Source organism: Xanthomonas arboricola pv. juglandis, from assembly GCF_001013475.1.
In the GTDB taxonomy this organism is placed as follows: domain Bacteria; phylum Pseudomonadota; class Gammaproteobacteria; order Xanthomonadales; family Xanthomonadaceae; genus Xanthomonas; species Xanthomonas arboricola.
In genome coordinates, this window is sequence record NZ_JZEF01000006.1 from 44,600 (window position 1) to 56,866 (window position 12,267).

13 protein-coding genes are annotated in these 12,267 nt (G+C 67.1%); 3 read left to right on the forward strand and 10 right to left on the reverse strand.

Going from position 1 to position 12,267, the window contains the following annotated elements:
* Nucleotides 1–26 precede the first annotated feature (26 nt).
* On the forward strand, nt 27–488 hold the full coding sequence (locus XARJCFBP2528_RS19495; protein ID WP_016902840.1) for a hypothetical protein: 462 nt from the start codon (nt 27–29) through the stop codon (nt 486–488).
* Here XARJCFBP2528_RS19495 and fabG read toward each other — a convergent pair.
* The 9 genes from fabG to xanC form a co-directional block, all read right to left on the reverse strand.
* Nucleotides 485–1,222: a 3-oxoacyl-ACP reductase FabG gene (gene fabG / locus XARJCFBP2528_RS19500; protein WP_016902839.1), complete on the reverse strand. Its 738-nt coding sequence runs from the start codon at nt 1,220–1,222 to the stop codon at nt 485–487. The two genes, XARJCFBP2528_RS19495 and fabG, sit on opposite strands and share 4 nt — an antisense overlap.
* 164 nt (nt 1,223–1,386) lie before the next feature.
* Nucleotides 1,387–1,836, reverse strand: coding sequence for a hotdog family protein (locus tag XARJCFBP2528_RS19505; RefSeq protein ID WP_016902838.1), 450 nt, complete (start codon nt 1,834–1,836; stop codon nt 1,387–1,389).
* Nucleotides 1,823–4,189 (reverse strand): MMPL family transporter, encoded by a 2,367-nt coding sequence (locus XARJCFBP2528_RS19510; RefSeq protein ID WP_026064403.1) that lies wholly within the window; start codon nt 4,187–4,189, stop codon nt 1,823–1,825. The genes XARJCFBP2528_RS19505 and XARJCFBP2528_RS19510 overlap by 14 nt, the downstream gene beginning before the upstream one ends.
* Before the next feature lie 93 nt (nt 4,190–4,282).
* Nucleotides 4,283–4,930, reverse strand: coding sequence for a LolA-related protein (locus XARJCFBP2528_RS19515; protein WP_047125017.1), 648 nt, complete (start codon nt 4,928–4,930; stop codon nt 4,283–4,285).
* Entirely contained in the window at nt 4,854–5,828 is a 975-nt protein-coding gene (locus tag XARJCFBP2528_RS19520; RefSeq protein ID WP_016902835.1) for a lysophospholipid acyltransferase family protein, read from the reverse strand. Before XARJCFBP2528_RS19520 ends, XARJCFBP2528_RS19515 begins: the two co-directional genes overlap by 77 nt.
* The gene (locus XARJCFBP2528_RS19525; RefSeq protein ID WP_016902834.1) at nt 5,825–6,112 is read right to left on the reverse strand and encodes an ApeI family dehydratase; all 288 of its coding nucleotides are present in this window, start codon (nt 6,110–6,112) and stop codon (nt 5,825–5,827) included. Before XARJCFBP2528_RS19525 ends, XARJCFBP2528_RS19520 begins: the two co-directional genes overlap by 4 nt.
* An 11-nt stretch (nt 6,113–6,123) precedes the next feature.
* The gene (locus XARJCFBP2528_RS19530; RefSeq protein WP_026064402.1) at nt 6,124–6,873 is read right to left on the reverse strand and encodes a lysophospholipid acyltransferase family protein; all 750 of its coding nucleotides are present in this window, start codon (nt 6,871–6,873) and stop codon (nt 6,124–6,126) included.
* Nucleotides 6,874–6,925: 52 nt separating this feature from the next.
* Nucleotides 6,926–7,609, reverse strand: a complete 684-nt coding sequence (locus tag XARJCFBP2528_RS19535) for a COG4648 family protein (protein ID WP_016902832.1) — start codon at nt 7,607–7,609, stop codon at nt 6,926–6,928.
* A 37-nt stretch (nt 7,610–7,646) separates the two neighbouring features.
* On the reverse strand, nt 7,647–7,916 hold the full coding sequence (xanC, locus tag XARJCFBP2528_RS19540; protein ID WP_011260626.1) for a xanthomonadin biosynthesis acyl carrier protein XanC: 270 nt from the start codon (nt 7,914–7,916) through the stop codon (nt 7,647–7,649).
* Between the two features lie 292 nt (nt 7,917–8,208).
* Here xanC and XARJCFBP2528_RS19545 point away from each other — a divergent pair, with 292 nt between their 5' ends.
* A complete protein-coding gene (locus tag XARJCFBP2528_RS19545; RefSeq protein WP_016902831.1) occupies nt 8,209–9,591 on the forward strand; it encodes an NAD(P)/FAD-dependent oxidoreductase in 1,383 nt (460 codons plus the stop codon).
* Nucleotides 9,588–10,595, forward strand: a complete 1,008-nt coding sequence (locus XARJCFBP2528_RS19550) for a chorismate transformation FkbO/Hyg5 family protein (protein ID WP_016902830.1) — start codon at nt 9,588–9,590, stop codon at nt 10,593–10,595. The genes XARJCFBP2528_RS19545 and XARJCFBP2528_RS19550 overlap by 4 nt, the downstream gene beginning before the upstream one ends.
* Nucleotides 10,596–10,666: 71 nt before the next feature.
* On the opposite strand, the gene XARJCFBP2528_RS19555 is transcribed toward XARJCFBP2528_RS19550, so the two are convergent.
* On the reverse strand, nt 10,667–12,010 hold the full coding sequence (locus XARJCFBP2528_RS19555; RefSeq protein WP_026064401.1) for an AMP-binding protein: 1,344 nt from the start codon (nt 12,008–12,010) through the stop codon (nt 10,667–10,669).
* Nucleotides 12,011–12,267: the final 257 nt, after the last annotated feature.

Here is a 12,267-nt window from a genome sequence, read left to right on the forward strand (position 1 = left end):
GTTTTATTACGTGCAGAGAGGCGTGGATGAAACTTGGCTCCTTCGTAACCTTGCTTGCGCTTAGTTCGCCGACGCACGCGGAGGAAATTGCCGCGTGCTCAAATCCGTCAGGAAAGGGCTATTACGCCGAGACAGGTATCATCACAGCAAAAGACAGTGGCTGGAACGATGAAAAGATCACGGGCGGCCTGACGAAACTGTCAAAGCACGGGGATGACTACGACCTGACGTATGTAGATGTACGCAAGGAGATAGTGTCAGCTCGCGAGGAAGGAGCAAAGGTCATGCTGCTGAGTCGCGGCACTAGCTCGGTATCCGTGCTGGTTGTTTACCCTGGCAAGACTGCCGAGGTCTATACATTCCTCAAGACTTCCTCAGGGCATCTGGAATATATCCACACGCTTAGTCGTGCTGGAGACGAGGTGCTTATTACCAAGGCATCCGTGATGCATGGCGAATGCCGCTACATCAACTTCGATGCGGTCTAGCCCATCCCACCATTGATGCCGATGACCTGGCCATTGATATAGCCAGCTGACTCCGAACACAGAAACGCAACCAGTGCGGCCACTTCGTCGGGCTTGCCGACCCTGCCGGCCGGTACCAGTTGCTTGATCACTTCCGGCGCGAAGCTTTCGCCGACCATCTCGCTTTCGATCACGCCCGGCGCGACCACGTTGACCGCAATGCCGCGACTGGCCATCTCGCGTGACAGCGATTTGCTGGCACCGTGCAAGGCCGCCTTGGCCGCGGCGTAGTTGGTCTGCCCGCGATTGCCCAGCACTGCCGCCACCGACGACACGCTGACGATACGGCCCCAGCGGGTACGCGCCATCGGCAGCAGCAGCGGCTGGGTCACGTTGAAGAACCCGTGCAACGACACGTCGATGACCCGATGCCACTGTTCGGCGTTCATGCCGGCCATCGGCGCATCGTCGTGGATGCCGGCGTTGTTGACCACGATCTGGATCGGGCCGACCTCCAGCAGGCTTGCCAGCGCCGATGCACTGGCCTGCGCATCGGCCACATCGAATGCCACCGCCTGCGCACTGCCGCCGTCGGCCACGATCGCTGCGACCACTTCATCGGCGCGGGCGATATTACGATTGGCGTGCACGATCACATGGCGACCCTGTGCTGCCAACTGACGGCAGATCGCACCACCAAGATCGCCACTACCGCCGGTGACGAGTGCGCGGCGCTGCGGAATGGAAGTGCTCATGGAAGCCTCGATGAAAGCCGCAGACGCGACGGCGGAAAGAGCCTCATCCTAACGACTCGCAGCAGGCGCAGGAATAGATCCAGCATTGATCGCCGACATCTTGTAGGAGCGCGCTTGCGCGCGATGCGGCGTCAGCGCTAAAGCCATCGCGCGCAAGCGCGCTCCTACGAGGCCTCGGTCGCCTGCGCGGCGCCCAGCATCACCGTGGCGCGCCCTTCGGCGAGCAATTGCGCGCCGTGGCTCAGGCGAAAACTGTATTGCTGGCTGTCCTCGCCCTGCAGCAACACCTGCGCTTCGCAGACGATCGCATCGGGCAGGTCGTCCAGATACGCGACGTGCAAGTCCACCGCGCGCAACGCCACCAGCATGCCCGGGCGCACCGGCTTGCCCGATTCCCGTCCGAGCAAGCCGCCATGCACGGCCATGGCTTGTGCACCGTATTCGCATAGATGCAGCGCGCGCAGGCGGCCATTGGAACGCAGCGGATGCGTGTCGCTGCGATGGGCATCACTGCGCAACACGATGCGCTGCGCATCCCACTCCACCACTTCTTCCCACAGGCACATGCTGTCCTGGTGCGGAATCAGCGCGGCAATCGCCTCACGTCCCTGCATGTGCATCTCCGTTTCTTGCACGTTCCAGCGCCGGCTCGCGCGACACCAGCAAGGCCAGAATGAAATTGAACAGCACCCCCAGCGCCACCGTGCTGCCGATCGCACGCAACACCGGGATACTGGACGCAGCCAACAACGCGAACACCAGCAGCGTCATCAGGCTGCACACGATCAAGGCATGCAAGGTGCGCAGCTGGTCGGCGTGATCGTCGCCGGCATGGTCGAAGAACAACGCGTAATCCAGGCCCAGACCTGCCGCCAGGATCAACGCGATCAGATGGAACAGATTGAGCTCCACCCCCATGCCGCGCAGGATCGCCAGGATCAGCACCGTGGTCAGCGCCATCGGCAGCAGCACGCGCACGATCCGGCGTGGGGCGCGCAACGCGATCGCCACCGTCGCCGCCAGCAGCAGCGCGGCCAGCCCGAGCGCGCCGAGCACACGTCCACGATACGCGGCGACCAGGGATTCGGACGCGTCCTTGAGATCCAGCAGCTGCGCGCCGCTGCCTTGCACGGCGGCGGCCAGTACCGACGGATCACGCAGGCCGGTCAACGACACCAGCGCGGTGCTGCGATCGCCACGGCCCAGCAGCAGCCCGCCGACCGACGTTGCCAGCGGCGAGCCGGCCAGGTCCTTCGGCAACAGCGGCGCGGCGCGCTTGGCAGCGTCCAGATCCTGCAGGAACGGCGCGAACGCATCGCTGCGAAACGGCGTGGCGGCCACCGCACTGTCGGTCAATGCGCGCGCTTGCGCGGCATCCGGCAACGCGGCCTGACGCGCACGCTGGGTCTTGGCGCTGGGCAGATAGCGCGCGGCCATGTCGTAACCGGTCAATGCGCCGGCGCGCACCAGGGCATCCAGGCGCGGGCGCAACTGCTCGCTGGCCTGCAGCGCTGCCTCGTCGTTGACGGCAGGCAGCGCGAGCACATAACGCACGTCGGGTGCGCCCAGTTCCTGCCGCAGATGCGTGTCCTGCGCCAGGGCCTTGGGCGGCACCGGAGTCAATTTCGACAGATCGTTCTGCCAGAACTGGCCGGGGGCGAACGCGATCACCGCGATGCCGATCAGCGCAATCACCGCCAGGCTGATGCGCGGCCGCGGCAGGCGCGCGATGCCGCGCCACAGCGCGGCGAGCATGCGCGAATCGGCGTAGTCGCGCGGCGCCGGGTCGATCAACCACGGCAGCAGCCACCGCGTGGTAATCGCGGCGGTCGCCAGCCCGGCGATGGTGAACACCGCCAGCTGCCGCAAGCCATCCACACCGGAAAACAGGAAGGTCACATAGGCAATGCAGGTGGACACCACGCCGGTGGCCAGCGTCGGCCACAGATGGCGCGCGTTGTCGCGCGGATCCAGACCGGGACGCTGATGGCTGAACAGGTGGATCGGGTAATCCTGCACCACGCCGATCAAGGTGAAGCCGAATGCCACGGTGATGCCGTGCACGCCATCGAACAACACCGCCACTGCAGCCAGACCGGCCAGCCCGGCACTGGCCAGCGGCAGCACGCCGAGCACCGGAATCTTCCAGCTGCGATAGGCGACCAGCAGCAGCAAGACCAGTCCCACCGTATCCAGCGTGCCGATCCATTGCGCCTCGCCCTGCGTGCGCGCGGTGATTTCCACCGCAAACGCGCCGGGGCCGGTCAAGGTGAGCCGGGTCGTGCTGCCCTTGCCGACCTTGGCAAACGCCGCCTGCACCGCGTCGTAGGCCAGCTGCTGACCGGTGGGATCGAAGCCGGCTGCACGCGTCTGCACGATCAGCAAGGCCGAGGTGCCGGCACGGTCGAACCACACCTCGTTACGCGTCTGCGGCGCCGCTGCCGGCTGCAGGGTTTCGGCCAGATGCAGCACTTCCAGCGTGGGGTCGCGCGGCAGCAACGGCTCCACCAGCGCAGCCGCAGGCGAGCCCAGATCCTGCACGCGCGACTGCAATGCCGCCTGCAGGGTGTGCGCATCCAGCGGCGTGGTATCGAAACTGTCGCTGAGCAGATAGCGATACGGCAGCAGGCGCTCGGGGATCGCATCCAGCCCCGCAGTGCCGCCATTGCCGACCAGCTCGAACAGCTCCGGCTGTGCGGCCAGGGCCTGCTGCAGTGCCTGCGACTGCGCGGCCAGCGTGGCCGGGTCGCTGTTGGACAGCGCCATCAGCAACAGGCGCGAGCCGGGGCCTTCGCCGAGTTCTTCGATCAGCAATTTCTGCGCGGGCGTGCGCGGGGCGGGCATGAATTTGCGCAGATCGCCGGTGACGTTCAGCGTCTCGCTCAACCAGAATCCGGCGACCGCCAGCAAGGCCAGCCACAGCAGCGCCAGGCCGATGCGGCGGTTTGCGTTCAATTTAAACGCCATGCGCAAGCCTCGCCGTGCCAGCGGAACGTCCACCAGCCGCACGCGCGGCATCGGGCTGTGCTGGCGCCTTGCTTGCGCCGAGGGCGCGCTGCGTCACGCGCCCGACCCGTGGCACAGCGTGGTCAATGCCGCTGCATCGGTCACGCTTGTAGCCTCGCGCGCCGCACCGGCCAGCAGCGTGCGTTGCACGTCGCCCTTGGCCGGCAGGCTTTCGATGCAGCGCAACTCGTCATTGCGCCCGTACAGACGCAACTCGCGCACCTGCCTGGCCACGGCAGCGTCCCTGGGCTGCAGCGTCAGTTGCCAGGCCTGCGGCTGGCCCTGCCCGCTGATGCGGTAGTGCTGCTCCAGTAGCGCGCGGTCGCCGGCCAGCAACGCGCCGAAGCCGGACTTCAAGCCGGCCAGTTCGGGCACCCGGCTCAGCGAAAAACGCCGCGGCGATTTGCCCTCGCGTTCCAGCACGCCCTCGTCGCCTTGCAACGTGGTGGTCTCGCGATACGGCGCACTGACCTCGCGCACCAGGGTCTGCGCATCCGGGCGACGGTAATGGCCCTGCACGCGCAGCGGCGTCTTCAGCAGGGCCGAGCCACGCAGTTCGACGAACTCGGTACTGACCGGTGCGGGACGTGCCAGGCGCTGCAGCACCTGGCCGACGTCCAGCGTCTCAGGCGGTGCGGCGCATAGCGGTGCGGCGCTGAACAGCAGTATCAGCATCCACGACAGGGTGCGGCACATCGGCATGGTGGGTGTTCCAGAAATCGTAGAAGTTGAACCAGTTGTACGGCGCGTAGCGCGTGTAATGTTCCAGCCTGGCCGCGTAATCGCGCATGAGTACCGCCAGCACCGGCGCGCGCTGGCGACGCGGCACGTCCAGGCCTTCGCTGAAGGTCTCGAACGCCAGCTCGTAATGATTGCCGCCGCGATACAGGCCGAAGGCCAGCACCACCGGCACCTTGAGCGCCGCGGCGATCAGCCACGGCGAGGTCGGGAACATCGCGTTGCGGCCGAGGAACATCGTCGGCAACGCCGGGTCGCCCTCGCGCGGGCGATCGATCAGCAGCGCCACCAGCGCACCGGCGTCGGTGGCGTCCTTGATCGCCATGACGATCGAGGTCGCGTCCATGCCGGCATCGATGATGTTGGCCGCCAGCTGCGGATTCAGCGCGCCCAGCAGCTCGGTCATGGCGCGGTTGTGGGCCTTGTCCAGCACCACCTTGACCTGCACGTCCGGCCGCTCGGTGGCCAGCACGCGCAGCGCATCGAAGCTGCCCAGGTGCGAGCCGAAGATCAGCACGCCGCGGCCGCGGTCCATCTGCGTATGCAGCTGATCCAGCCCGGTGATGTCGACCCGGAAGCGCTGCATCTGCCCGCACAGCATGTACACGCGGTCCAGAATCGTCGAGGCGAAGGTGTGGATGTGCCGCGCCACGTCGCGCAGCGTGGCCGGGCGATCCAGCACGCGCGTCAGATAGGAACGCGAGGCGCTGCGCTCGGGCGCACGCACCAGCAGGAAGTACAGCGTGATCGGGTACAGCAGCGCGCGTCCCACCGCGCGCCCTGCATGCTGGGCAATGCCGCGGATCAGCCACAGCGCGAACCGTCCACCGCCTTCCGGGCGTTGCTTCCACTGACTGCTCATCGCGCCGCCTCCGCCACCAGTTCGCCGCTGACCAGCAGCTCGTCGGCGCGCTGTACGCGAAAGCGCCAGCGCGGGCCGACGCCGTCCAGCGTGACCGATGCCATCTGCCCGGGCAGCAACGGCTGCACGAACTTCACCTGCGGCAGGCGTGCCGCGGCACGTGGGCCATATGCGGCCTCCACCGCCTGCAGCACGTGGTCGAGCACGACCACGCCAGGCACCACGGGACGCCCCGGAAAGTGCCCGGGCAGGCAGGGATGATCATGCGGCACGACGAAATCCATAAGCAGGCAACTCAAATCCTGGGTTGAAGCATCGCAGCCACGGCGTTATGTGCCTGCTCGGTCAATTGCTGGCGATCCGGCGCATCCGGCCCGGTCACCGGGATCGGATCGCCGATACGCACACGGATGATGCCCGGGCGCACCCTGAACACACCCTCCACCGGCAGCACCTTTCCGCAGCCATCCACCGCTACCGGCACCACCTGCACACCAGCATCGATAGCGGCCTGCAATAGCCCGGCCTTGAATGGCAACAATGCGCCGCTGCGGCTGCGGGTGCCTTCGGGAAACAGACACAACTGTTTGCCCTCGCGCAGCAGCGCGGCTGCTTGCCGGCGCACCATCGCCCCGGCACGCCGGCTGTCGCGGTCCAGGAACAGCATGCCGGTGGCCCGCGCATACCAGTTCACGAACGGCACCTTGAGCATTTCGTCCTTGAGCAGGAACCGCAGCGGCACCGGCAAGGCGTAGAACAACGCGCAGATATCGATGACCGACTGGTGGTTGCTGACGAACAGATAGTTCCTGGACCAGTCCACGCGCTCGCGGCCTTCCACGATCACCTTGGCACCGGCGCCGCGAAACAGCACCGGCGACCACATCCAGGCGCCCATGCGCAGCAGGCGGTCGGCGTCGCGCGTGATCGCCAGCAACGCCAGGGCATAGACGATTCCGCCAGCGGTAAACGTCAGCGTGAAAGCCAATTGCAACAGATTGAACACGGCCCACGCCAGGCGCGACGGCATCCCTGCCAACGGCATTTTTGTCTTGTCCCCGAAAATGTGCACGTCCGTCGCTGCCCTGGCCACGCACTCAGCGCAGCAGATCGCGCCAGAATTCCGGCCCGAGCCGCGCCATCTGGCGCAAGAAGTCTGGCAGATTACGATAGGGGCGCTGTGGAAACCAGCGGCCGCGCAATAGATATTCGCCCACGAAGAACCCGCCAACCACCCCGTACGCCAGCAGATTGGCGAACAGCGACGCGCGCGCGTCGCTGATCGGCAGCGGCGAGGCGTAGCCCAGTTGCGCCAGCACGCCACTGGGTTCGGCGCACAGGCCCAGCACCAGATTGACCAGAGTCAGCGCGCATAGCAGCAGCGCCCAGGCCAGGGTGAGGCGGCGCGTGTAGCGGTATTGCTCCGGGCTGATCGGCATGCCGGCCTGGCGATACAGCCCTTCGACAATGCGGCTGATCAACGGCGTGCGCCCGTGGCGCAGGCTGCGGCCGAAGAACCAGGCGATCCAGCCGGTGAACACCACCGGCGGCGCGGCCAGCACCAGCATCGCGTACGGCGAGTGCCACAACGCGCTCAGGCCCAGCACGGCCGGCACGGCCAGCGCCCAGGCCCAGGCCCGGCGCGCGACCATCGGTTCGATCAGCACCATCAGCACCAGCAAGCCACCGGCGATGACGGCCAGGTCCGGGCGATGGCTGGCGTTGGCCCAATGCGCCAGCGGCGAATACGCCACCGCCAGCAGCACGCCCAGCCCCAGCACCCACGGGGGCGCATCGGCAGGCGCTGCAGTTGGCAGGTCAGACGGTCTTGTTGGCTTCGACATGCGCCGACAATGCGCGCAGCGACGCGAAGATGCGACGGTTCTCGTCATTGTCCGAGCGCAGCTGGAAGCCATAGCGCTTGCTGATCGCCAGCGCCAGTTCCAGCGCGTCGATCGAATCCAGTCCCAGCCCGGTATTGAACAACGGCGCCTCTGGGTCGATGTCGGCGGGCTGGACGTCTTCCAGGTTCAGGCTTTCGACCAGGAGTTCGGCCAGTTCACGTTCGGCAGCGGTTTGCGAGGACATCCAGAGAGCTTCCAGGTGAGGGTCGGGCGACAGATTCGCAGCGAAATTACAAAACAACCACCACAGCGTCGCAGGCAACCGTCGGGTCGGCATGGGCGATGTTGCGGAACCACAGACAGTGTACGTTGCCGTGCCGGCCGATTCCGAGCACTCGCCAGGCCGGCCTTGCGGCCGCATTGTCGATGGTGTCGATCGTTCTGCAGCAGCGATTCGGCGGCCGGCATACCTGTCCGGGCCGCCGGTCAGGCTATCATGACTGCATGACGCTCGCCCGCTGCAGGTTCGTTCCAGGATGACTTCCACCGCTGTTGGCCCGACCCCGACCGCCAAGCCGGCAGCCGGGCCGGCTCCCGCGCCAGAGTGCCCGGATATCCTGATCATCGGCGGCGGGCCGGCGGGCTGTACGGCGGCCATCGTGCTGGCCCAGCAGGGCTGGCAGGTGACCTTGCTGGAGAAGGCGCAGCATCCGCGCTTCCATATCGGCGAGTCGCTGCTGCCGATGAACATGCCGATTCTCGAACGCCTGGGCGTGTTGGAAGACGTGCGCGGCATCGGCGTGCTAAAGCGCGGCGCGGACTTTCCCAACGACAGCGGCGGCTACAACACCTTCCGTTTTTCGCATGCACTGGGCGTCAAGGCCGATTTCGCCTTCCAGGTGCCGCGTGCGCAGTTCGACCATGTGCTGTTCGCGCGCGCGCGGGCGGTGGGCGTGGATGCGCGCGATCAGGTCAAGGTCGAAGCGGTGGAGTTCGACGGGCAGCAGCCGGTGCTGCAGGCACAAGGCGTGGCGGGGGTGCAGCAGTTCCGCCCGCGCTATCTGCTCGACGCCAGCGGCCGCGACACCTTCCTGGGCAACCGCTTCAAGCTCAAGCGCGCCAATGCCAGACATCAATCGGCCGCGCTGTTCAGCCATTTTCGCGGCGTGGCGCGCCGGCCGGGCGAGGATGCCGGCAACATCAGCATCTACCGCCACGCGCATGGCTGGATGTGGCTGATCCCGTTGCCGGACGACATCATGAGCGTGGGCGCGGTCTGCTATCCGGAATACATGAAGAGCCGCAAAGGCGACAGCGAAGGCTTTTTCATGCGCACGCTCGCGCTCAACGCCGAGCTCAACGCGCGCATGCTCGGCGCCGAACGCGTGGCTCCGGTGCATGCCACCGGCAATTACGCCTACGAATGCACGCGCATGTCCGGCCCGCGCTGGTTGATGCTGGGCGATGCCTACACCTTCGTCGATCCGATGTTTTCGTCGGGCGTGTTCCTGGCCATGCACAGCGCCGAGCGCGGTGCGGCGATGGTGGACCAGGCCCTGCGCATGCCGCAGCACGAGGCGAAACTGCAGCGCGCCTTGCAGCGCGAACTCAAGCGCGGCGTGGACGAGTTCAAGTGGTTCATCTACCGCTTCACCTCGCCGACCATGCGCGCCCTGTTCGCGCAACCGCGGAACACCTGGCAGATCGAAGAAGCGGTGGTGGCGATGCTGGCCGGCGATGTGTTCGACAGCCCCAAGGTACGCCTGCGCCTGCGCGCGTTCCGCGCCATCTATGCATTGACCACCTTGTCGATGATGCCGCGCGCCTGGCAGTCCTGGCGCCAGCGCCGACGTCAGGCCACGCTCGGCTTCGACGGCGACACCCTGCAACGCGACACGCAACGACGAGACACCCGATGACCGCTTCCCAGGCCCAGACCACGCACAGCGTGCGCCATCCCCGCCTGCAGGTCGACTATGTCGATCAGACCGACCCGTCCGCATTGCTGGCCGACCCGCAGGTGCTGGCCGTGTTCGGCTTCGGCACTGCGGCGCCGCGCCTGGACGACCCACGCTACCTGCGCGTGCCGCTGCAGCCTTATCAAGCCAACGTGCTGGAGGTGTGGCGCAGCGATGCAGCGGTGCACAGCGGCCGCGACGGCAACATCGCCTGGGCCAGCGACGGCCGCCTGCAGTTCGGCGTGATCGAAATCGACGAGCAGGATGTCGATATCGAAGACGCCGCCGCCAAGGCCTATGCGGAGATCACCGCCTTCGTCACCGGCAGCCAGACTCCGCGCCTGCTGCGTATCTGGAACTATCTGGACGCCATCACCCTGGGCAGTGGCGACCGCGAACGCTACCGGCAATTCTGCGTGGGTCGTGCGCGCGGGCTGGGCGCCTTCGACACTGCGCAGCTGCCAGCCGCCACGGCGGTGGGACGCTGCGATGCCGAACGCGTCATCCAGATCTACTGGCTGGCCGCCAGCGACGCCGGCACCCCGCTGGAGAATCCACGCCAGGTCAGCGCCTACAACTACCCGCGCCAATACGGCCCGCAGCCGCCGAGTTTCGCGCGCGCCATGCTGCCGCCGGCCGGCAGCGACATGCCGCTGCTGTTGTCGGGCACCGCCGCCGTGGTCGGGCACGCCTCGATGCACACCGGCCAGTTGCTGGCGCAGCTGGAAGAGACCTTCGCCAACTTCGATGCCCTGCTCGGCGCCGCACGCCAGCACGCCCCCGCCCTGTCCGCGCAGTTCGGCGCCGGCACCCGCCTGAAGGTCTACGTGCGCGAGCAGGACGACCTGCCCAGGGTCGCACAGGCGCTGGACGCCCGCTTCGGCGATGCGGTGCCGCGTCTGCTGCTGCACGCGGTGATCTGCCGCGACGAGCTGGCGGTGGAGATCGATGGGGTGCATGGGTGAGCGATTGCGGGCGTCAGTACTGATACCCGCTGCAGCCACGCAGCAGCAATGCTCGGTGGCGAGACCCGCGCTCAGCCGTTGAGCAAACCCAGCACCACATCGCGTGGCAGCTTGCCGGTTTCGTTGCGTGGCAGTGCGGCGAGTTTGCGCAGGCGGCGCGGCAGGAACACCGGGTCGACGCTGACGCGCAGAGCGGCGAGGATCTGCGCTTCGTCCAGGGTTGGGGCGACCACCAGTGCGGCGATGCGGCCGACCGCCTGACCGGGCTCGGGTGCGAGCTGCACGATGGTGCCGTCGACGACGCCCGGGATGGCCAGCAGGCGACGGGTCAGATCGGCCAGCGAGGCGCGTTTGCCGGCGATTTCCAGCAGATCGGCCTGCCGTCCGCGCACCTGGAAGGTGCCGTCGGCAGCCACGTCCATCATGTCGGCCAGCAGCACCGGCGTGGCCAGATGCGGTGCGTGCACCAAGGTGCCTGCCGCCTGGGTTTCCAGGCGCACACCGGGCAGCGGTGTCCACGCCGCCTCCAGCGCGGTGCGGCGCACCGCGAACACGCAGGTTTCGGTGGAACCGAACATCTCGCGCACCTCGCCGCCAAACCGCGCTTCGGCGGCCGCGGCCACCTCCTGCGCCAACGGCGCGGTGGCCGAGACGATGCCGACCAGCGGCGGCAACGCCACGCCGGATTCGACCAGCGCGCGCAGGTGCACCGGTGTGGTCACCAGCACGCGCGGGGCAGGAATGTCCGACAGCGCGCGCGCCACATCGTCCGGGAAGAACGGGCGGCCCGCATGCACCGCAAGCTCGGTCACCATCGGCAGCAGCACCGACAATTCCATGCCGTACATATGTTGCGGCGGCACCGTGGCGACCACGTGCGGCACCGCATCGGTGTGCGCCCACAGGCTTTCCAGCGCGACCAGATCCTGACGCGTACTGGTCAGGAAGCTGCCCCAGGTCTTGGGGTTGGGCTGCGGGCTGCCGGTGCTGCCGGAAGTGAAGCCGATGGCCACCAGGGCATCGTCGGCCAGCTGCGGAATCGGGCCTGCGGCCTGCGGCAACTCGGCCGGCAGCTGCCAATAGCGCGGCGGTGCCAGCTCCAGCGCCAGATCGCCCAGGCAGTAGGCATCGGCATGCCGGGCCTGCACCTCGCCAACCACGGCCGGCGCGCGCGAGGACGGTAGCAGCGACACCTGCCCGCGCAACGCGCACGCATAGAACGCGACCATGAAGCGATAGCGGTCTTCGCACAGATTCACCGCGTGGCGACCGTCCGGCAATTGCTGCGCCAGGCCATGCACGTGTGCAATGAAGGTGGCCAGATCGACCGACTGTCCCGCACGCCAGGCCAGCGGCCGGCCGGGCGCGCCGACGGCCATCGGGTGGGAAACGGCAGGAACAGGCAGGCTGGACATGGGAACCGGCAATCGCAAAAGCGCGCTAGCTTGGCCGCCACCTGCCCTGCTGGCAAGTCGGGAGGTTTCCGGCTGCGCCACGAGGGCCGCGGTCGGGAACCTCTGCGAGGCACGTGCGCGAAGCACATTCCAACTCATTGCAGCTGCGCATCGCAGCTGGAGTGCATTGACCGTCAAGCGCCTACCCACCCTGGGGACCAACGTGCGCACAACTGCTTATGGTCGCGTCCGCCACTCGTCCATGCCTTGCCTGTTCG